This window comes from Streptomyces sp. NPDC015131 (assembly GCF_043079975.1).
Classification (GTDB): domain Bacteria; phylum Actinomycetota; class Actinomycetes; order Streptomycetales; family Streptomycetaceae; genus Streptomyces.
Map to the genome: position 1 here is coordinate 125,226 of NZ_JBIBVB010000009.1, position 19,888 is coordinate 145,113.

The window sequence follows — 19,888 nt, forward strand, 5'->3', positions numbered from 1 at the left end:
GCCGTTCTGGGGTGCGAGGGGGGACGGGACGGTGGAGAGGACGAGGGGGCGGGGACGTTAGCGGGGTGCGGAGGGGGTAAGTCTCGCGAGCGTAGCGCGACTGCGGTGTCGCGTTGCGTGAAGGCCACCGGATCGTGACTCCGTGGGAGGGGGCCGTCGGCCGCATCTTCGATACGTGCTCGTGTGGCCGACGGCGGCGGAGCCGGAACCTCGGGTGTCGCCGGGTGAGCTGCGGAGGTCATCGGGGTCAGCCTGTCACCCGAATGCTGCCGGTCAAGGACCGCCTCGCCGGGCATCCGGGCGATGTGTCGCCGAGCGGGTGAGCCGCCAGCGGTCGCCGTGCCGCTCGACGAAGCCCAGTGCGTGGAGTTCGTAGAGCCTGCCGAGTGCTTCGTCGGTGGTGGTGCCGGCGTCGTGGGCGATGTCGTCGGTGCGGGCGGTTGTCCCTCGTGGGGGCATGGCTTCGAGTACGCGTGCGCCGGCCGGGTCGAGGAGGTCGCGGGGCAGTACCGGGCCGCGTCGGGCGGGTGCGAGGTCTCCGATGTCGCCGATCAGTTCGGCGATCTCGGCGGCGTCGGTGACCAGCTCGGCCTCGCCTCTCAGCAGTTCGTGCACTCCGGCCGAGAGTCCGCTGGTGGCCGGTCCGGGGACGCCCATGGTGAACCGGCCGAGCCGCTGTGCCGCCCGGGCGGTGACGAGGGAGCCGCTGCGGTATTCGGCTTCGACGACGACGGTGCCTCGTGTGAGTGCGGCGATGACCCGGTTGCGGAGGATGAACCGGCTGGGGGTGGGGTGGGATCCCGGTGGCAACTCGCCGATGACGAGGCCTTGTTCCGCGATGCGGGCGATGAGCTGGGTGTGGCCGCGCGGGTAGACGACGTCGACTCCGCAGGCGAGTACCGCGACGGTGGCCCCGCCGGAGGCCAGCGCGCCCCGGTGCGCGGCGCCGTCCACGCCGAAGGCGGCGCCGGAGACGACGACCCAGCCGCGTTCGGCGAGGCCGGAGGCGAGGGTGGCCGCCATGTGCGCCCCGTACGGTGTGCAGGCCCGGGCGCCGACGAGGGCGACGGAGCGGAGCGCCCAGCGTCGCAGGTCGGACCGCCCGCGTACCCAGAGGCCGATGGGCCGGGCGTCGCCGAGGTCGTCGAGCTGGGTGGGCCACTCGGGGTCGCCGGGGACGACGAACCGCCCGCCGCAGGCGGCGACGGCTGCGAGGTCCCGTTCGGGATCGGCGCGCGCCGCTCGTTTTCGGTAGCCCTGGAGGCGCAGGTCTCCGACTCCGGTGAGGATGCCGTCCTCGTGGGGTGCGGAGGTCAGGCGGCGGAGCAGTTCCGCGGCGCCCAGTTCGCGCAGCCACCGTCCGCCGTGTTCGTCACCCGGTTCGACGACCCGCGTCAACGCCGCGCGGGCCTGTCGCTCGTGTTCGTTCACCCTCTCGGTCATGCCTCTCCCCCATGGGTCGTCGTTCCCCCTTGATCGGGGCCGCCGTGATCCGGCCCCGTTTCTGCTCACTTCATGGACTTCACGGCCCTACGGGCAGGGGCGCTCCTCGGGCGATGCCGGTGCGGAGTTCCAGTGCCAGGTGGACGTCGTCGGCGTCCGGGCGGTCGCGGCCCGCGAGGTCGGCGATGGTCCAGGCGACCCGGAGGACGCGGTCGAGGCCGCGGGCGGTGAGCAGGCCCCGTTCGATGTCGCGCTCGGCGGCGGCGAGGGCGCCGGGTGCGGCGTGCCAGCGGGTGCGGAGTTCGTGGCCGGGGACCTCGCAGTTGACGTGCCATGGGGTGCCGGTGAGGCGGGTGGCGGCGCGTGCCCGGGCTTCCCGTACTCGTGCGGCGACCGTTTCGGTGGATTCGCCGCGTCCGCCCTGGCCGAGCAGGTCGGCGCGGGTGACCGGTTCCACCTCGACGCGGAGGTCGACCCGGTCGAGCAGGGGTCCCGAGAGCCGGGCCTGGTAGCGGCGGATCACCGATGCGGGGCATTCGCAGCCGGCTCCGGTGAGGGTGTGCCGTCCGCAGGGGCAGGGGTTGGCCGCGAGGATCATGAGGAACCGTGCGGGCAGCCGGACCACGCCTGCGCTGCGGGCCACGACGACGTGTCCGGATTCGAGGGGCTGCCGCAGGGCGTCCAGCGCTTTTCCGGAGAATTCCGGCGCTTCGTCCAGAAAGAGCACGCCGCGATGTGCGAGGGAGACCGCTCCGGGCCTGGGCAGGCCGTTGCCGCCGCCGACGAGGGACTGCATGGTGGCCGAGTGGTGCGGGGCGCAGTACGGCGGCCGGTGCACCAGGGGTTCCCCGGGCGGGAGGATGCCGGCCACCGAGTGGACGGCGGTGACCTCCAGCGCCTCCTGGCGGGTCAGCGGTGGCAGGATGCTCGGCAGCCGTTCGGCCAGCATGGTCTTGCCGGCGCCCGGTGGTCCGGAGAGCAGCAGGTGGTGCCCGCCCGCCGCCGCGACTTCCAGGGCGACGCGCGCCGGCCGCTGCCCGGCGACGTCCGCGAGGTCGGGTCCATCCACGGGGTCGGGGCTCAGTCCGGTGCCCACGCCGGCGCCCGGGACGAACAGTCCGGCCAGGATGGCGTCGGGTCGCCCCTCGTCGTCGGGCTCCTCGTCGGGTACGGGTTCGTCCGCCAGCACGGCGATCAGCTGCCGCAGGGTGCGGACGCCGAGCACGGAGACGCCGGGGACCAGGGCGGCCTCGCCCGCGGTCTGCTCGGGGACGACGACCTGCTGGTAGCCGGCCTCGGCGGCGGCGAGGACCGCCGGCAGGACGCCCCGCACCGGTCGTACCCGTCCGTCGAGGCCCAGCTCGCCGATGAGGACGAGGTCGGCGATGGCCCGGGGGGAGACCCGCTCGGCCGCGCCGAGGACGGCCGCCGCCACAGCGAGGTCGAAACCTGAGCCGCCCTTCGGTACCGAGGCGGGGCTGAGCCCGACCGTGAGCTTCTTCTGCGGCCACTCCGCGCCCGAGTTGACGATCGCCGCCCGCACCCGGTCCCGGCTCTCGATCAGGCTCTTGTCGGGCAGCCCCACCAGGGTGAAGGCCGCGACGCCCGGTTCCAGGTCCGCCTGGACCTCGACGACCACGCCTTCGACGCCGACCAGGGCGACCGAGCACGTCCGTGCGAACCCCATCAGGCCACCCCCCGCACGTGCTCCACGACGGGTGCGCCGCGCCGGGGCAGCAGCACGCCGACGAGGTCGATGCGGATGCCGCCCGGTGGTGCGCCGCCGTGCCGCTCCAGCCAGCAGGCGGCGAGCCGCCGCAGCCGGGCGGCCTTGGCGGGTGTCACGGCCGCCATGGGGTGCTGGAAGCCGCACTCTCTGCGGGTCTTGACCTCGCAGACGACCACCGTGTCACCGTCGCGGGCCACGATGTCGATCTCTCCGGCGCGCCCGCACCGCCAGTTCCTGGCCAGCGTGGCCATCCCGGCCTCACCGAGCCGGCGGACCGCCAGCTCTTCGCCGTACCGCCCGAGTGCCCTCGTCGCGTTCATCCGGCACCACCTCCGTCACCGACTGTGACGGAATGGCGGCAGGCTTGTGGATCTTGGTGGACAACCGGCCCGTTGGGGAAAACTCCGTCCCCCACACGAGGGAATCCCGGCACGGCGCCTCACGGCTGGGCGGCCGGCACAGAACCCGGCGGAGCGCCGAGGCGACGGCACCCCGGAAGCGGAGTCCACCCGGAGGCGACGGCGCCCCCGGGGCCCAGTCCCCCCGGCCGGATCAGCTGCCGGGCAGCTCCAGGTCGCTCTTGTTGAGCTCCTCGATGTTCACGTCCTTGAACGTCAGCACACGCACCTGCTTGACGAACCGCGCCGGCCGGTACATGTCCCAGACCCACGCGTCGGCCATGGACACCTCGAAGAACACCTCGCCCTGCACCGAGTGCACCTGCATCTCGTAGTCATTGGTGAGGTAGAAGCGGCGCTCGGTCTCGATCACGTATTTGAACAGACCGACGACATCGCGGTACTCCCGGTAGAGCTTCAGCTCCATCTCGGTCTCGTACTTCTCGAGGTCCTCGGCGCTCATGGCATGTTCCCCTTCAGCCGTGCGTCCCCCCATTGTGCGCCAGTGTCCCGGGCCCCTAGACGATTTCCGGGGCCAGGACCACCGGCGCGGCAGGGGGTCCCTCGTCGAGCAGCGTGCGCAGCAGCCCGGCGAGTCGTGTCGGGTACACCGTCTCACGGGCCGCCGACAGTTCGGCGGAGGTCCACCACCTCAGCCCCGTGACACTGCGGGTCTCCAGCTCGGTGAGCGCGCCGAGGGCCACCTCGGTACGGGTCGTCCGGGCCAGGTAGTACCACTCGTCCTGGTGCCAGCGCCGTCCCGCGAAGGGGAACGAGCAGATCCGCTGCCACACCACCGGGCCGAGCCGGACGTCGGTGAGGCCGGTCTCCTCGGCCAGCTCGCGCAGGGCGGCCTCCTCCCGGGTCTCGTCGCCCTCCACGCCACCTCCGGGCGTGAACCACCAGGTGTCGGACGGGTCGTCCGGCTCGTACCCGTGCAGCAGCAGGATGCGGTCCTGGGGGTCGAGCAGGACGACCCGGGCCACCCGCCGCAGGGGCGTCTCCTCAGCCACGGGCACCCGCCTCCGCCGCGCCCCGGCCCCCGCCCGAACCCGCTCCCCCGCCCGCTCCGCGGTTCCGGCCCGGCCGGGAGAGGCGGCGCGCGACCGGCCCGTACGCGGCGCCGCCCAGGATCAGCACCATGCCGGCCACCACCGATCCGACGACCAGCTTCACGGGGCCTGGCCGCGACACGCCCCCGGGCAGGGCGGCGAAGCCCTCCGGCCGGTCGACCATCTCGCCGGGCGGCCACGCCACGGCGTCCACCCGTGCGCTCACCGAGCCCCGGGGTACGGCTCCGTGGCCGGCGTCCTGGAGGTGGACGCGGGAGTCCTGGGAGGTGCCGCGCTCGTCACCGAGCAGGAACAGCTTCCCGGCGGGTACGGCGGCGTTGAACTTCGTCAGGGAGGCCGGGCCGGACGAGCGCAGATACGGTTCTTCCACGGGCTTGCCGTTGATCGTCAGCCGGCCGCCGCCGTCGCAGCACGCGACGGTGTCGCCGCCCACGCCGACGACGCGCTTGACCATCGGCAGGTCGCCCCAGGCCGGGTCCTTGAAGACGACGACGTCCCCGCGCCGCACCTCGGCGCCGTCTATCCGCTGTGCCAGCACCCGGTCGCCCGAGTCGACGGTCGGCGCCATCGACTCCGTGGGCACGGTGTACGGCTGGTACTCGACGGCGCCCCAGACGAAGCCGCCGAGGAAGAGCACACAGCCGACGGCCACGGCCAGTCCCGACAGTGCGCTGCCGAGACGGCCGCGGCCGTCGCCCGTCGTATCGTTCCTGCCCATCCCAGCGCTCCCCACCTTCGGAGATCGACGATCCGGGATCGCACCCTACCCGTGGCGCCCTGCCCGGCGGTATGCCCGCCGGAAACCGCCCGGGCCCACGCCCGCCCGAGCCGTCGGGCGCCCTGCGAGCACCCGCCCGGACCTCAGGCGCCGTCGCCCCGGCCGCCCCCGCGCACGTCCGCGCCCGCGTCGCGGCGCCTGCGCCGCCACAGGACCACGGGCAGGGCGGTGGCCAGGCCCAGCGCGCCCGGTCCGGCCAGCTGGGCCACACCGGCCGCAGCCGCGGCACCGGCCGCGTTCAGGCCGGGCTGGTCGAAGGTGTCGGGCACCGGGAGGGTGGACCAGCGGGTGACCGGCCAGGCCACCACGACGGCCCGCCCGACGACCTGGTCGTTGGCGACCGTGCCGCTGCCGGGGAGCTCTTGGTGGTAGCGGGAGTCCAGGCTGTTCTGGCGGTTGTCGCCCATGACCCAGATACGGCCCTCGGGGACCTTGATCGGCCCGAACGGCTCGTCGTCGCAGGGCGTGGAGCCGGGGTGGATGTACGAGGTCTCGTCCAGCGTCTTGCCGTTGACGACGACCTTGCCGCCCTTCTTGCAGCTCACGGTGTCGCCGCCGACCGCGATGACCCGCTTGATCAGGTCCTTCTCCTCGGCGGACGGCATGAGGCCGATGAAGCTGAGGAACTTCTGCATCACGTTCGGCTCGGGGGTGGGCTCACCCTCCAGCCAGCCGCCCGGGTCGTGGAAGACGACGACCTCGCCGCGCTCGGGCTCGGAGCCGAACCACGGGGTCAGCTTGTCGACCAGCACCCGGTCACCGCGCTGCAGCGTGTTCATCATCGAGTCCGAGGGAATCGAGAACGCCTGCACCAGGAACGTCTTGATCAGCAGCGCCAGCAGCAGCGCGATACCGATGAGGAGCGGCAGCTCCTTCCAGAAGGAACGCTGCTTCCTGGGCTCCTCGGGGCCTCCGTCACCGGCGCCGTCGTTCTCGCCCGGACCGTTCGCGGACGGGGGCTCCTCGACGGGGCCGGAAGGAGAAGGCCGTCCGAATCCGCCGGGCCTCTTCTCGGGCTCGTCGTGTCCGGATCGTGCTCCGACCGCCAAATCCCCCACATCCACTCCTCACTCCGTGCAACCGCCTGGCCCACAGCAGGGACAGGCCCACCACTCCCATAACGAGCGGGAGTTCCGCAGGGGTCGGGAACCCGGTCAATCCGTTCACATTCCGGAAGGACACACTATGCGACGCGCCGAGCGCCGTCGCCGCCCCCGCCCGCGCGTCCGGGACGGAGGCGAAGGTGTCCGTCTCCTCCAGTTTGCGCCAGTGGTCGAAGGGCCAGGCGATGACGACCGCGCGTCCGACGACCTCCTGCTCGGAGACGGTGCCCTGGTACTGCTCGTTCAGATGGAAGCGCGAGTCCGCCGAGTTCGACCGGTGGTCGCCCATCACGAAGATCCGGCCGGGCGGCACCCGCACCTCGAAGGGGATGGTGGAGGGGACGTCCCCGGGGTTCAGGTACGGCTCGGTGAGGGGTACGCCGTTGACGGTGACCCGGCGCTCCGCGTCGCAGCACTTCACGGTGTCCCCGCCGACCGCGACGACCCGCTTGATCAGGTCCTGTTCGTCCTCGGAGGGCAGCAGTCCGATGAAGGTGAGGGCCTGCTTCACCTGCTTGACGACGACCGGGTCGTCCTCCCTGGGCTTCTGCTCCTCCTGGAGCCAGCCGCCGGGGTCCTTGAAGACGACGACGTCCCCGCGCTCCGGCCGCGAGCCGAACCACGGGGTGAGCTTGTCCACCAGGACCCGGTCGTCGATCTGGATGGTCTGCTCCATGGAGCCGGACGGGATCACGAACGCCTGCACCAGGAAGGTCTTCAGGACGAGGGCGATGAGCAGCGCCACCGTGATGAGGACGGGTATCTCCTTGACGGCGGTCCGGCGCCGGCGCCGTTTGACCTTGCGGGCGAGTTTGCGGCGCTCCGCGCGGCCCGGGAGGGATCTGCCGCCGTCCGTGGGCCGTGATCCGGTGGGCAGCCGGGTGTCGGCCCGGTGGCTGCCTTGCTTGCCGCGGTTACCCATGGCTCCCGCCCTGCCCCGCCACCGGCTCCCGTACGCCTCGCCCGCCCGGCCCCGCGGCCACCGGCACGCGCGCGTGCCCGGGCGCCGCCACCGACTCCCGTACAGCCCCGTCTCCCGACGCCGACGCCGCCTGCTCCGGTACGTCACGGAAGGCGGCGGCCCGGTGCACGGTCGCCCAGCGGCCGAGGGGCCAGCCGATCCAGTCGGCGCGCCCGATCACCTTGTCGACGGGGACCATGCCGCCGCCCGGGGAGCCGAGGTGGTCGCGGGAGTCGCGCGAGTGGCTGCGGTGGTCCCCCATGACCCAGAGGGTCCCCTCGGGCACAACGATGTCGAAGGGCACCTGGGAGGGTGTGTCGCCGGGGTGCAGGTAGTCCTCGTCCACGGGTACGCCGTTCACCTCGACCCTTCCCCCCTTGTCGCAGCACGTCACGCGGTCGCCACCGACGCCCACGACGCGCTTGACGAAGTCGGTGTCGGCGGGCTCGGTGAGCCCGAGGGCCGCGGCCGCCCCGTGCAGCAGTCCGGCGACCGGGTTGGTCTCCGGCGCCTCCTGGACGAAGGAGCCGGTGCCGTCGAAGACGATCACGTCGCCCCGGCCGGGCCCGGAACCGAAACGGTACGCCAACTTGTTGACCAGTACCCGGTCCCCGGTGCGCAGGGTGGGTTCCATGGAGCGGCTGGGGATCTGGAAGGGCTGGATCACGAAGTGGGCGAACAGCAGCAGGAACACCGCGCACGCGAGGCCGGTCAGCGCGTAGCGCCGCCGGAAGACGGCACAGGCGGCCCGCCGGAAATGCACGGAGCGCGACCGCTCCTCCGCTTCGGAGGGGCGGTCGCGCTCGGTGTGCTGTGCTTCGGTGTCCATCGGTGCCCGATGGTATCCGGCTCCGCTGTGGCGGTCGGTTCCGAAGTCGCGGCGCGACGGGGGTGAGCCGGGGCTCAGTTGTCGCGCTTCTCCTTGATCTTCGCGGCCTTGCCGCGCAGCTCGCGCAGGTAGTAGAGCTTGGCGCGGCGGACGTCACCGCGGGTCACGAGCTCGATCTTCTCGAAGATCGGGCTGTGCACGGGGAAGGTGCGCTCGACGCCGACGGAGAAGGACACCTTGCGGACGGTGAAGGTCTCGCTGATGCCGGAACCCTGGCGGCGGATGACGACACCCTTGAACTGCTGGATACGCGAGCGGTTGCCCTCGATGACGCGAACGTGGACGTTCACGGTGTCACCGGGACGGAAGGCCGGGACGTCGGTCCGCAGGGAGGCGGAGTTGACGGCGTCGAGCACGTGCGACATGTGTGTCTGCTTCCTCGCTGATGCCACAGGTCATCAGCGGTACGTCGAGATGAGATGAAGGGTGCTGATCGCGTCGGACGGGCGTCGTGTCCCCCTGTGGCAGGGGCGCACGCCGGACGTACAGCAGCGGCCTATTCTTCCACGTCCTGCGGCCTGCGCCAAAATCGGCCACCGGGTTCCGGGGCCCAGCCCAGCAGGGAGAGGGTTTCGCGGTCCTTCTTGTCGAAGGCGGCGGCGTCGCAGCGCTCGATGAGGTCGGGGCGGTGGGCGGCGGTGCGCCGCAGCGCCTCGTCCCGGCGCCAGCGGGCGATCTTGCCGTGGTGCCCGCTGAGGAGTACGTCGGGGATGCCGTGGCCGCGCCACTCGGGCGGCTTGGTGTAGACGGGGCCTTCCAGGAGGTTGGCCATGGCGCCGGGGGCGAAGGAGTCGTCGCGGTGGGACTCGGCGTTGCCGAGGACGCCGGGCAGCAGCCGGGCCACGGCTTCGGTGACGACGAGGACGGCGGCCTCGCCGCCGGCCAGGACGTAGTCGCCGATGGAGACCTCGTAGACGGGGAGCCGGGTGGCGTACTCGTCCATGACGCGGCGGTCGATGCCCTCGTAGCGGGCGGGCGTGAAGATCAGCCAGGGGCGCTCGGAGAGTTCGACGGCGAGTTCCTGGGTGAAGGGCCGGCCGCTGGGGGTGGGGACGACGACGACGGGGCCGTGGGCGCCGTTCTCGTACCCGGAGGCGATGACGTCGTCCAGGGCGTCGCCCCAGGGCTCGGTCTTCATGACCATGCCGGGGCCGCCGCCGTAGGGGGTGTCGTCGACGGTGTTGTGCCGGTCGTAGGTCCACTGCCGGAGGTCGTGGACGTGGACGTCGAGGCGGCCGCGGGCGCGGGCCTTGCCGACGAGGGAGACGTTCAGGGGTTCCAGGTACTCGGGGAAGATCGTGACGACGTCGAGCCGCATCAGGCTCCGTCCTCCTCGCGAGAGCCGGCGATCTCGGCGCGGTCGTCGATCAGGCCGGGCGGCGGGGTGATCACGGCCTTCTGCTCGTGGAGGTCGATGTCGGCGACGATCTCCTCGACGAAGGGGATCATGACTTCGGTGCCGTCGGGGCGTTCCACGACGAACAGGTCCTGCGAGGGCAGGTGGGAGATCTCGGTGATGCGGCCGACGGTGGTGCCGTCGGCGAGGACGACGTCCAGGTCGAGGAGCTGGTGGTCGTAGTACTCGTCGGGCTCGTCGGGGCGCTCGTCGGGGTCGACGTCGGCGATGAGCAGGGTGTTGCGCAGCGCCTCGGCGGCGTTGCGGTCGTGCACGCCCGCGAAGCGCAGCAGCAGCCGGCCGCTGTGGACCCGGCCGGTCTCGATGGTCAGCGGTCCGGCGGAGGCCGGGTCGGTGGCCAGTACGGCACCGGGCGCGAGCCGCAGTTCGGGCTCGTCGGTGCGCACCTCGACGGTGACCTCGCCCTTGATGCCGTGGGCGCGGCCGATCCGTGCGACTACCAGCTGCACGTCCTCATCTCTCCTGTTCCTGTGCCTGTACGGCTTCCTGTGCCGGTACGACGACGGGCCGGGGTGGGCCGAAGCCCTCCCCGGCCCGCGCCGGCGCATTCAAGCAACTACTGCCAACTTGGCTCAGCGAACCTGGTCCACGTCGACGAGGTCGACCCGGATGCCCCGGCCGCCGATGGCACCCACGACGGTCCGCAGGGCGCGAGCGGTGCGGCCGTTGCGGCCGATCACCTTGCCGAGGTCCTCCGGGTGGACCCGGACTTCCAGCACGCGCCCGCGGCGCAGGTTGCGCGAGGCGACCTGCACGTCGTCGGGGTTGTCGACGATGCCCTTCACGAGGTGCTCGAGAGCCTCCTCGAGCATGCTCAGGCCTCGGTCGACTCGGTGGAGGCGGCCTCGGTCTCGGCCTCGTCCGCCTTCTTGTCGGCCTTCTTGGCCTTCGGGGTGATGGCCTCACCCTTGTTGTCGTCACCCTCGAGCGCCTTGGCGAACTCGTCGAAGGTGCGACGCTTCTCTTCCTTGGTCGCCGGGGCGAGCAGCGGCTTCTCGGGGGCCGGGAGGCCCTTCACCTTCTGCCAGTCGCCGGTGAGCTTCAGGATGGCGAGGACCGGCTCGGTCGGCTGGGCGCCGACGGACAGCCAGTACTGGGCGCGCTCCGAGTCGACCTCGATGCGCGACGGGTTCTGCACCGGGTGGTACAGACCGATCTCCTCGATGGCCCGGCCGTCACGGCGGGTACGGGAGTCGGCGACGACGATGCGGTAGTGAGGCGAACGGATCTTGCCCAGACGCTTCAGCTTGATCTTGACTGCCACGGGTGTGGTGTCTCCTGGTCTTGACGTGGTTGGGCACGACGGGATGCCGCGTGGGGTTGCGGTACTCGAGTGCCCGATGGACGCGTCAGCCGGAGGAGAGAGGGGTCCTGTTCGACTGTCGAGTACAGCTAGCCATTGTGCCACACCACGCGGGGTCAGCCTGCCGCGGCCACCGCTTCCGGGATGCGGAAGGGCTTGCCGCAGCCGCCGCAGACGATGGGCGCCTGGGCGAGGACCGACGGCACCACCCGGACGTTGCGACCGCAGTCGCAGACGGCCTTGACCCGTACGCCGCCGCCGGAGGAGCCGTGCCGGGCGGCCGGCCCGCGGAAGGAGCGCTTGGTGTCCGCCGTCGTGGCGGCCAGGTGCGCCTTGAGGGCGCGCTGGAGCCGCTCGATCGTCGGGCGGTAGCGGCGCTTGGCCTCGGGGCTGAGCGTGACCAGTGAGAAGCCGCTGCTGGGGTGCGGCTCCTCGGAGTGGTCGAGGCCCATCTCCTCGGCGATCGCCAGGAATCTGCGGTTGTGGTAGCGGCCGGCGCGCGAGGTGTCGCGGACGCCCCGGGCGGCGGCGATGCCGTGGACCGCCTCGTGGAGGAGTCGTTCGAAGGAGAGCTCGGCGCCACACGCGGACGACGACTCTCCGATCAGGGATTCGGGCGCGGCGAGATCGGGCAGCTCGGGGTGGTGCCGCTGAATGTCGGCCCACGCCTGTGCCAGCTCTGCGGCGAGAACAGGTGGTGTCGTGCTCACGTCGTGAACAACGAGCCGGAGTGCCCCCGGGTTCCATTCCGGGGCATCCCAAATAATTTGCACGTACCCGTCAGTTGGCGGTGTTGTGCCGCGACAGCGGCCCACTGCGCTGATCTGCACAGAAGCCGCACAGCTCGCAACAAGGTGGTACGTAGCGGCGCGTACGCCCCGGCGCGAGCACGGCCCCGCGCGCCGGTGCCGGTTCGGGGGCGTACGACGGGCCCGGGGGCGACAGTACCGGGACCGCGCCCGGGGCGCGGCACCGCCCCGGTCGTGCGCCCCCGGCCGGCGTACGCCCGGGTCACGGCGGGCGTTCGGCCGGAATGCGCCTTCTGGCATGGCGGGATTCACCGACCGCCCCCACTATGGAGGTGGTTCGCGCCGCGCTCGGGGGCGCACGACCGGGGCACGCAAGCATTGCTCCCCGACCCCTGGACACCGGGGCCGGATGCGGAGTTCCCTGGCTACGGGGAGTGCGAGCGCACGCACACGGGGGCTGTCAATCAGGGCAGAGACGCACAGATGGACCTCTCGGCGGATTGGGGCGCTTTCGATGACACCTATGCTCGTCCAGCACCACCCCCACCCGGCCTCCGCGCCTCCGGCTTCGGACGCGCCCGGCCGAGCCCGCGACTGGGCGGAGATCCAGGAACGGATGCTGGTCCCGCTGTACGAGGCGGTGTACCAGCACCTGGAGGTCGGTACCGGAACGCGGCTCCTGGGCCTCGGCTGCGGCTCGGGCCTCGCCCTGCTGATGGCCGCCGCCCGCGGGGCCCAGGTGACGGGTGTCGACACCGACCACGCGCGCGTGGACCTCGCCCGTGAGCGGCTGCTGCCCGGCACGGACGGGCACGGCGCGGCGCACCGCGGTGACACGCGCCTGCTGTACGGCGGGCCCTCCGACGCCGGTGACCCCACCCGTCCGGCGTACAACCTGGTCACGGCCTTCCAGCCGATCGGCTGCACCGCGGGCGACTCGGACGGGCTGGCGCCCGCGCTCGCGGAGGCGGTGCCTCTGGCGGAGCGCGGGAGCGCGGTGGTCCTGGCCGGCTGGGGCCCGCCGGAGCGGTGCGCCACCTCGGCGGTCCTTCGGGTGGCGGGCCGGCTGACCGAGCGGCTGCGCTCGGGCGCGACCTGGCGTCCGGCCCTCCGGGACGACCTGGAGGAGGTGGCCGCGCGGGCCGGGCTGCGGCCGGACGGCTCGGGCCGGGTGGCGTGCCCCTTCGGGTACGCGGACATGGAGAGCGCGGTGCGCGGGCTGCTGTCGACCGGGCTGTTCGACCCGGCGGTGGCCGCGTCGGACCAGGCGACGGTGGAGAAGGAGATCATCGAGGCGCTCCACCCCCATGTCCGGCACGACGGGACGGTGTGGATGCCCAACGTGTTCCGCTACCTGGTCGCCCGGACCCCCTGACGGGTCATTCCTTGCCGAGGCGGGGCACGCCGGCGGTCCGGTACGCCTCTTCCTCCTCCAGCGTCTCGTTCTCCAGGAGCGCCGCCGCCAGGGCGTCCAGCCGGGCGCGGTGCTCCTGGAGCTGCCGGCAGGCGCTCTCGTAGCACTCGTCGACGATGCGGCGCATCTCCTCGGCGACGGTGTCGAGGGTCGCGGGCGCGGCCGACAGCCCGTACGCCTGCTGGGCGTCGCCGGGGATGGCGCTGAGCCGTCCGACCCGCTCGCTCATGCCCCAGCGGCCCGCCATGCCGCGCGCGATGTTGCTGACCTGCTCCAGGTCGTTCTCCGAGCCGGTGGTGATGACGCCGAACACGACCTGCTCGGCCGCCATACCGCCGAGCGCGCCGATGATCCGGCCGCGCAGGTAGTCCTCGGTGTACGCGTACTTGTCGGCGTCCGGCGTCGACAGGGTGACGCCCAGGGCCCGGCCGCGCGGAACGATGGTGACCTTGCGGACCGGGTCGGCGCCGGGCTGCAGCATGCCGAGCAGCGCGTGGCCGCTCTCGTGGTACGCGGTACGGCGCCGCTCCTCCAGCGGCATGACGAGCGCGCGTTCCGCCCCGAGCTGGACCTTCTCCAGCGCCTCGGACAGGTCGGCGCGGGTGACCTCGTGCCGGCGCCGCTTGACCGCGAGGAGGGCGGCCTCGTTGGCGAGGTTGGCCAGTTCGGCGCCGGTCATGCCGGGTGTCGTACGGGCGACCTGGACGAGGTCGACGTCCTTGGCGAGCGGGATGTCCCGGGTGTGGATGCGGAGGATGGCCTCCCGGCCGCCCCGGTCGGGCGGGCTGACGTGGACGATCCGGTCGAACCGGCCGGGCCGGGTCAGCGCGGGGTCGAGGACGTCGGCGCGGTTGGTGGCGGCGATGACGATGACGCCCTCGGAGCCGGAGAAGCCGTCCATCTCGGTGAGGATCTGGTTCAGGGTCTGCTCGCGCTCGTCGTGCCCGCCGACGGCGGCGCCGCCGCCCCGGGCGCGGCCGATGGTGTCGATCTCGTCGATGAAGATGATCGCGGGGGCGACCTTGCGGGCCTCGTTGAACAGCTCCCGTACGCGTGACGCGCCGACGCCCACGATCATCTCGATGAACTCGGAGGCGGACGCCGAGAAGAACGGCACGCCCGCCTCACCGGCCACGGCCCGCGCCAGCAGCGTCTTGCCGGTGCCGGGCGGGCCCGCCAGCAGGACGCCGCGCGGCATCTTGGCGCCCATCCGGCGGTACGCCTGCGGGTTCTTCAGGAAGTCGACGACGTCGTTCAGCTCGCCCTCCACCTCGTCGATCCCCGCGACGTCCGCGAACGTGGTCCGCTGGTGGGCCTCCAGCTCGACGGGTTTGGGCGGGGCCTTGCGGCCCAGCATGCCCCCGGCGCCGAACCCGCCTCCCCGCATCCGCCGGGCGATGATCAGCCAGAGGGCGAGGAGCAGCAGGATCGGCGCGAGCGAGAGCAGCAGGTTGGCGAGGAGGCTGGGCCGCTCGACGACCGGTTCCGCCGTCACGGTGACCTTCTGCCGGGTCAGCTCGGCCCACAGGTCGTCGTCGGCGAAGGCGGGCCGCTGGGTGGTGAAGCGGTTTTTGTTCTTCAGCTCGCCCTCGATGGCGTCGCCCTTGGAGTAGATCTTGGCGACGTTGCCGTCGGCGACCTCGCGGCTGAAGTCGGTGTACGAGAGGGTCCGTCCGTCGCCGTCGTCGAAGTACGCCAGGGCGAGGTTGGTCAGGCCGAAGACGGCGAGCGCGGCGAGGAGGAGCCAGACCCAGTTGCCGGGCATCCTGCGGCGCGGGGGCGGGGGCGGCGGTGCGCCCTCGGAACGCCAGGGCTGGTCGGTGCGGTCGCGCGGGGGTACGGAATTGGCCACGAGGCCATCATGCGCAAGCGGGGCGTCGGGGGCATACCGGACACCCCGTCGGGCGCGGTGCCTCCACCCCCCGGAGCGCCCGTGCCCACCACCCACTGTCCCGCAGTCGGCCGACGGCCGGGGTGGGGCCGTGCAGGGTCGCCCCCGCAGCGGTTGGCGGCGTCGCACGGTCACCCGACCGGTAGGGCAACCCGCCGACCGCGAGGAGGTGAGCCCGGAGGGGCTACACCCCCACCCACCGGCAGGTTCCGAGGGCACCGCCCTCGTGGGCACCCTTCGCAAGGGGCACCGCCCCGGGTGGCACCCGTTGTGCCCACCCTCCCCCAAGCTCTCGGCTTCGCTCGAGCAGGGGGGACCCCCATCGCCCTGCGGGACGACTGCCCACAACGGGGGAGGGACGCGCCGCACCGGCACCGTTGTGCCCGCCCTCCCCCATCGCCCTGCGGGACGATTGCCCACAACGGGTGGGGGGCGCCGCCCGCACCGGCTGGCGCGCCGCCCGCGCTCTCTGCCTCAGCCCATGAACTTCTTGAACTCGTCCGGGAGCTCGAAGTCCTTGCCCGGCTCGCCCGCCGGGAGGCCGAACGCGCCGCCCTGCTGGGCCTGTTCGCGGCGGGCCGCGGCGGCCTGCTCCTCGGCCTTGCGCTTCATCGGGTTGCCGCTCTTGCGCTTGCCCTTGGCCTGCTTCTGCTGCTTCTTCTGCCGGCCGGGCCCACCGCCCATGCCCGGGATGCCCGGCATCCCGGGCATCCCGCCGCCCTGCGCCATGCGGGACATCATCTTCCGCGCCTCGAAGAACCGCTCCACCAGCGACTTGACCGCGCTGACGTCGACACCGGAACCGCGGGCGATACGCGCCCGGCGCGAGCCGTTGATGATCGTCGGGTCCTGGCGCTCACCCGGCGTCATCGACTTGATGATCGCGGCGGTGCGGTCGACGTCCCGCTCGTCGATGTTGTTGATCTGGTCCTTCATCTGGGCCATGCCGGGGAGCATGCCGAGCAGCTTGGAGATGGAGCCCATCTTCCGGACCTGCTCCATCTGGGCCAGGAAGTCGTCGAGCGTGAAGTCCTTGCCCTTGCTGCTCGCCAGCTTGGAGGCCATCTTGGCGGCCTCTTCCTGGCTGAAGGTCTGCTCGGCCTTCTCGATCAGCGAGAGCACGTCGCCCATGCCGAGGATGCGGGACGCCATGCGGTCCGGGTGGAACGCGTCGAAGTCGTCCAGCTTCTCGCCGTTGGAGGCGAACATGATCTGGCGGCCGGTGACGTGCGCGATCGACAGGGCGGCACCACCGCGGGCGTCGCCGTCGAGCTTGGACAGCACCACGCCGTCGAAGCCGACGCCGTCGCGGAAGGCCTCGGCCGTGTTGACGGCGTCCTGACCGATCATGGCGTCGACGACGAAGAGGACCTCGTCGGGGCTGACGGCGTCGCGGATGTCCGCGGCCTGCTGCATCAGCTCCTGGTCGATGCCGAGGCGGCCGGCGGTGTCGACGATGACGATGTCGTACTGCTTGGTGCGCGCGTACTCGATGGAGTCCTTGGCGACCTGGACCGGGTCACCGACACCGTTGCCCGGCTCCGGCGCGTACACGCCGACGCCCGCCCGGTCGGCGACGACCGACAGCTGGTTGACGGCGTTGGGGCGCTGGAGGTCGCAGGCGACGAGCAGCGGCGAGTGGCCCTGGCCCTTGAGCCAGAGGCCGAGCTTTCCGGCGAGGGTGGTCTTACCGGCACCCTGGAGACCGGCGAGCATGATCACCGTCGGGGCGGTCTTGGCGAACCGCAGCCGGCGGGTCTCGCCGCCGAGGATGCCGATGAGCTCCTCGTTGACGATCTTGATGACCTGCTGGGCGGGGTTCAGCGCCTGCGAGACCTCGGCCCCGAGCGCCCGCTCCTTGACCTGCTTGATGAAGGCCCGGACGACGGGCAGCGCGACGTCGGCCTCGAGCAGGGCGATGCGGATCTCGCGGGCGGTGGCGTCGATGTCCGCCTCGGACAGGCGCCCCTTGCCCCGGAGGTTCTTGAAAGTCGCTGCAAGGCGGTCGGAGAGGGTGTCGAACACGGCGGTCGCGGATCCTCGGGTGTCGGGGGCAGGCGGATGGTCGTCCCCCAGGGTATCCGCCCGGCCCGGCTGTGGTCTGCCCGCTACCGGTCGCGGTGCTCGCGGAGGCCGGACTCCAGCGTACGGGCGAGATCGGCGGCCTCCTCCGGGGGCAGCGGGGCCCCCGAGGCGCCGGTGACGTAGAACGCGTCGACCGCGTTGGCGCCCAGCGTCGAGACATGGGCGCTGCGGACCCGTACGGCGGCCGTTTCGAGGGCGAGCCCGATGCGGTGCAGGAGCCCGGGGGCGTCCTGGGCGCGGACCTCGATGACGGTGGCCCGCGCGGAGCCGGCGGGTGCGACCGTGACCCGGGGCGGGGGCGCCGCCGCGCCTCGCCGCCGGGGGTAGGCCGCCTCGCGCTCCCTGAGGCGGGCGCGGATGTCCAGGGACCCGTCGAGGGCCCGGAGCAGGTCCGCGCGGAGCCGGGCGGCCTGGGGCAGCGAGCCGTACTCGGCCGCGACGCGCCAGTTGAGGACGAGCACCGATGCGGTACCGAACCCAGAACCGGCCCCAGCCGCCTCCCCCACACCGGCCTCCCCGAAACCGGCCACCTCCCCCACACCGGCCTCCCCGGAACCGGCCGGCAGCCCCACACCGACCTCCCCCACCCCGGACCCCCCGGACCCCCCAGAACCGGCCCCGGCCCCGACCCCGGCCCCACCCCACTCCCCCGCACCGACGGCGCGCAGGTCGGCGGAGCGGACGGTGAGCCGGTGCAGGGCGAGGACCCCGGCGACGGCGGGCAGGACGCCCGGCCGGTCCGGCAGGGCGATCAGCAGCTCGGCGCCCACCGGCTCCGGTGCGGGCTCCGGCGAGTCGGCGTGGCCCGCCTGCTCCGTACGCAGCGCCAGGACGGCCTCGCCGGTGCGCAGCGCCTCGACGGCGAGACGTTCCTCCTCGATGCCGGGGGCCGAGGGGGCGGCGGGCGGGGTGTCGCCGGCGAGGACGGCCGCGACCCGTTTGACGAGGTCGGCGACGAGCGAGGCGCGCCAGGAGGACCAGGCGGCGGGGCCGGTGGCGAGGGCGTCGGCCTCGGTGAGGGCGTGCAGGAGTTCCAGGGTGGAGGTGGAGCCGACGGTGGCGGCGACGGCTTCGACGGTCGCCGGGTCGTCGAGGTCGCGGCGGGTGGCGGTGTCGATGAGCAGCAGGTGGTGGCGTACGAGGGTGGCGACGACGTCCGCGTCCCGGCGGCCGAAGCCGATCCGGGCGGCGGTGTCGCGGGCGATGGTCTCGCCGGCCACCGAGTGGTCGCCGGGCCATCCCTTGCCGATGTCGTGGAGGAGGGCGGCGACCAGGAGGAGGTCGGGGCGGCCGACGCGGCGGGTGAGAGCGGCGGCGCGTACGGCGGTCTCGACGAGGTGCCGGTCGACGGTCCAGGTGTGGACGGGGTTGCGCTGGGGGCGGCAGTGGACGCGCTCCCAGTCGGGCAGGAGGCGGGTGACGAGGCCCTCCGACTCCAGGGCTTCCCAGACGGGGACGGTGGGCTCGCCCGCGCCGAGGAGGGTGACGAGTTCCTCGCGGGCCGCGGCGGGCCAGGGGGTGGGCAGGGGCGCGGCGGCGGTGGCGAGGCGGCGTACGGCGTGCGGGGAGAGGGGCAGGCCGTGCTGGGCCGCGGCGGCGGCGGCGCGGAGCGGGAGGACGGGGTCGCGGTCGGGGCGGGCGGTGCGGGCGAGGACGGCCTCGCCGTCCATCTCGACGACGCCGTCGGCGAGCGGGGCGCGTTCGGGCCGGGCCCTGCCGCCGGCGAGCATGGCGCGCAGCCGGGGGCGGGCGGAGCGGGCGCGCAGGACGCGGCCGACCTCGCGCCAGGTGACGTCGGAGGCGTACGTGAGGGTGTGCGCGGCCTCGTAGACCTGGCGGAGCAGGGCGTCGGGGCCGAGGACGCCGAGGGCGCCGGCGACCTGGTCCTGTTCCTGGAGGGCGAGGCGGTCGGTGGCGCGGCCGGTGACGAGGTGGAGGGCGTCGCGGGTGTCGAGGAGGGTGCGGCGGGCCTCGGCGAGCCCTTCGCGGGGGGCGTCGGCGAGCCAGGAGGCGGCGACGGCGCGCAGGGCGGTGGCGTCGCGCAGTCCGCCGCGGGCCTCCTTGAGGTCGGGTTCGAGGAGGAAGCGGAGTTCGCCGTGGCGTTCGGCGCGTTCGCGGCAGAGTTCGCCGAGTTCGGGGAGGCGGCGGGGGGCGTGGTTGCGCCAGTCGGCGAGGACGGTGCTGCGCAGGGCGGTGACGAGTCCGGCGTCGCCGGCGACGGTGCGGGCGTCGAGGAGGCCGAGCTGGACCTTGAGGTCGTCGGCGGCGGCCTTGCGGGCCTCGGCGGGGGTGCGGACGGAGTGGTCGAGGGCGAGGCCCTGGTCCCAGACGGGGTACCAGAGGCGGTCGGCGAGGGCGGCGACGGCGGCGGGTTCGGCGGTGCCGTCGTGCAGGAGGAGCAGGTCGAGGTCGCTGCGGGGGGACAGTTCGCCGCGCCCGTAGCCGCCGACGGCGACGAGGGCGGTGCCGCGGGGCGGGGCGGCGGCGGTGTGGAGGGCGGCCAGCCAGGTGTCGGTGAGGCGGGCGAGGGCGGCGCGGCGCGGCGGCCCGGACCGCGCCTCCTCGGTCAGGAGGCGCAGCCGGGCCGCCGCGTGGTCGCCGGGTCCCGAGTCCTCGCCGGTCACTTCGGTGCTCGTCACCCAAGGGCTCCTTTAC

General features: G+C 73.1%; 19 protein-coding genes. 1 reads left to right on the forward strand and 18 read right to left on the reverse strand.

Features of this window, described 5'->3' with window-relative positions:
* Nucleotides 1-273 precede the first annotated feature (273 nt).
* The 15 genes from dprA to ACF08D_RS30445 all read right to left on the reverse strand — a co-directional run bounded on the left by dprA (nt 274) and on the right by ACF08D_RS30445 (nt 11,804).
* Entirely contained in the window at nt 274-1,443 is a 1,170-nt protein-coding gene (gene dprA, locus ACF08D_RS30375) for a DNA-processing protein DprA (protein WP_392227285.1), read from the reverse strand.
* Nucleotides 1,444-1,522: 79 nt separating this feature from the next.
* Nucleotides 1,523-3,130, reverse strand: coding sequence for a YifB family Mg chelatase-like AAA ATPase (locus ACF08D_RS30380; protein WP_392227287.1), 1,608 nt, complete (start codon nt 3,128-3,130; stop codon nt 1,523-1,525).
* Entirely contained in the window at nt 3,130-3,492 is a 363-nt protein-coding gene (locus ACF08D_RS30385; protein ID WP_392227289.1) for a YraN family protein, read from the reverse strand. Before ACF08D_RS30385 ends, ACF08D_RS30380 begins: the two co-directional genes overlap by 1 nt.
* A 232-nt stretch (nt 3,493-3,724) precedes the next feature.
* On the reverse strand, nt 3,725-4,033 hold the full coding sequence (locus ACF08D_RS30390; protein ID WP_005311352.1) for a DUF2469 domain-containing protein: 309 nt from the start codon (nt 4,031-4,033) through the stop codon (nt 3,725-3,727).
* Between the two features lie 55 nt (nt 4,034-4,088).
* Nucleotides 4,089-4,589, reverse strand: coding sequence for an NUDIX hydrolase (locus tag ACF08D_RS30395; RefSeq protein WP_392227291.1), 501 nt, complete (start codon nt 4,587-4,589; stop codon nt 4,089-4,091).
* Entirely contained in the window at nt 4,576-5,361 is a 786-nt protein-coding gene (gene lepB / locus ACF08D_RS30400; RefSeq protein ID WP_392227293.1) for a signal peptidase I, read from the reverse strand. The genes ACF08D_RS30395 and lepB (ACF08D_RS30400) overlap by 14 nt, the downstream gene beginning before the upstream one ends.
* A 143-nt stretch (nt 5,362-5,504) precedes the next feature.
* Entirely contained in the window at nt 5,505-6,290 is a 786-nt protein-coding gene (lepB, locus tag ACF08D_RS30405; RefSeq protein WP_392227444.1) for a signal peptidase I, read from the reverse strand.
* Nucleotides 6,291-6,336: 46 nt separating this feature from the next.
* Nucleotides 6,337-7,446: a signal peptidase I gene (gene lepB / locus ACF08D_RS30410; protein WP_392227295.1), complete on the reverse strand. Its 1,110-nt coding sequence runs from the start codon at nt 7,444-7,446 to the stop codon at nt 6,337-6,339.
* A complete protein-coding gene (lepB, locus tag ACF08D_RS30415; protein WP_392227296.1) occupies nt 7,439-8,314 on the reverse strand; it encodes a signal peptidase I in 876 nt (291 codons plus the stop codon). The genes lepB (ACF08D_RS30410) and lepB (ACF08D_RS30415) overlap by 8 nt, the downstream gene beginning before the upstream one ends.
* Before the next feature lie 74 nt (nt 8,315-8,388).
* On the reverse strand, nt 8,389-8,739 hold the full coding sequence (gene rplS, locus ACF08D_RS30420) for a 50S ribosomal protein L19 (RefSeq protein WP_392227298.1): 351 nt from the start codon (nt 8,737-8,739) through the stop codon (nt 8,389-8,391).
* A 131-nt stretch (nt 8,740-8,870) separates the two neighbouring features.
* Nucleotides 8,871-9,692: a tRNA (guanosine(37)-N1)-methyltransferase TrmD gene (trmD, locus tag ACF08D_RS30425; protein ID WP_392227300.1), complete on the reverse strand. Its 822-nt coding sequence runs from the start codon at nt 9,690-9,692 to the stop codon at nt 8,871-8,873.
* Nucleotides 9,692-10,240 carry a ribosome maturation factor RimM gene (gene rimM, locus ACF08D_RS30430; RefSeq protein ID WP_392227302.1) on the reverse strand — a complete coding sequence of 183 codons (549 nt, stop codon included), beginning with the start codon at nt 10,238-10,240 and terminating at the stop codon, nt 9,692-9,694. Before rimM ends, trmD begins: the two co-directional genes overlap by 1 nt.
* 123 nt (nt 10,241-10,363) lie before the next feature.
* Nucleotides 10,364-10,603: an RNA-binding protein gene (locus ACF08D_RS30435; RefSeq protein WP_030206382.1), complete on the reverse strand. Its 240-nt coding sequence runs from the start codon at nt 10,601-10,603 to the stop codon at nt 10,364-10,366.
* Nucleotides 10,604-10,605: 2 nt separating this feature from the next.
* A complete protein-coding gene (rpsP, locus tag ACF08D_RS30440) occupies nt 10,606-11,055 on the reverse strand; it encodes a 30S ribosomal protein S16 (RefSeq protein ID WP_392227304.1) in 450 nt (149 codons plus the stop codon).
* 155 nt (nt 11,056-11,210) lie between these two features.
* The gene (locus ACF08D_RS30445) at nt 11,211-11,804 is read right to left on the reverse strand and encodes a hypothetical protein (protein ID WP_392227306.1); all 594 of its coding nucleotides are present in this window, start codon (nt 11,802-11,804) and stop codon (nt 11,211-11,213) included.
* A 553-nt stretch (nt 11,805-12,357) separates the two neighbouring features.
* On the opposite strand from ACF08D_RS30445, the gene ACF08D_RS30450 reads away from it, so the two are divergent.
* On the forward strand, nt 12,358-13,218 hold the full coding sequence (locus tag ACF08D_RS30450; RefSeq protein ID WP_392227308.1) for a methyltransferase domain-containing protein: 861 nt from the start codon (nt 12,358-12,360) through the stop codon (nt 13,216-13,218).
* Between the two features lie 4 nt (nt 13,219-13,222).
* On the opposite strand, the gene ftsH is transcribed toward ACF08D_RS30450, so the two are convergent.
* The 3 genes from ftsH to ACF08D_RS30465 form a co-directional block, all read right to left on the reverse strand.
* Nucleotides 13,223-15,109, reverse strand: a complete 1,887-nt coding sequence (ftsH, locus tag ACF08D_RS30455) for an ATP-dependent zinc metalloprotease FtsH (protein WP_392227310.1) — start codon at nt 15,107-15,109, stop codon at nt 13,223-13,225.
* 513 nt (nt 15,110-15,622) lie between these two features.
* Nucleotides 15,623-17,173, reverse strand: a complete 1,551-nt coding sequence (gene ffh, locus ACF08D_RS30460) for a signal recognition particle protein (protein WP_392227312.1) — start codon at nt 17,171-17,173, stop codon at nt 15,623-15,625.
* An 83-nt stretch (nt 17,174-17,256) separates the two neighbouring features.
* The gene (locus ACF08D_RS30465; protein WP_392227314.1) at nt 17,257-19,872 is read right to left on the reverse strand and encodes a [protein-PII] uridylyltransferase; all 2,616 of its coding nucleotides are present in this window, start codon (nt 19,870-19,872) and stop codon (nt 17,257-17,259) included.
* Nucleotides 19,873-19,888: the final 16 nt, after the last annotated feature.

Bases quoted from the DNA above. Each gene is read 5' to 3' on its own strand.
- dprA (WP_392227285.1), bottom strand. From the start codon at position 1,443: ATGACCGAGAGGGTGAACGAACACGAGCGACAGGCCCGCGCGGCGTTG.
- ACF08D_RS30380 (WP_392227287.1), bottom strand. From the start codon at position 3,130: ATGGGGTTCGCACGGACGTGCTCGGTCGCCCTGGTCGGCGTCGAAGGC.
- ACF08D_RS30385 (WP_392227289.1), bottom strand. From the start codon at position 3,492: ATGAACGCGACGAGGGCACTCGGGCGGTACGGCGAAGAGCTGGCGGTC.
- ACF08D_RS30390 (WP_005311352.1), bottom strand. From the start codon at position 4,033: ATGAGCGCCGAGGACCTCGAGAAGTACGAGACCGAGATGGAGCTGAAG.
- lepB (WP_392227293.1), bottom strand. From the start codon at position 5,361: ATGGGCAGGAACGATACGACGGGCGACGGCCGCGGCCGTCTCGGCAGC.
- lepB (WP_392227295.1), bottom strand. From the start codon at position 7,446: ATGGGTAACCGCGGCAAGCAAGGCAGCCACCGGGCCGACACCCGGCTG.
- lepB (WP_392227296.1), bottom strand. From the start codon at position 8,314: ATGGACACCGAAGCACAGCACACCGAGCGCGACCGCCCCTCCGAAGCG.
- rplS (WP_392227298.1), bottom strand. From the start codon at position 8,739: ATGTCGCACGTGCTCGACGCCGTCAACTCCGCCTCCCTGCGGACCGAC.
- trmD (WP_392227300.1), bottom strand. From the start codon at position 9,692: ATGCGGCTCGACGTCGTCACGATCTTCCCCGAGTACCTGGAACCCCTG.
- ACF08D_RS30435 (WP_030206382.1), bottom strand. From the start codon at position 10,603: ATGCTCGAGGAGGCTCTCGAGCACCTCGTGAAGGGCATCGTCGACAAC.
- ACF08D_RS30450 (WP_392227308.1), top strand. From the start codon at position 12,358: ATGACACCTATGCTCGTCCAGCACCACCCCCACCCGGCCTCCGCGCCT.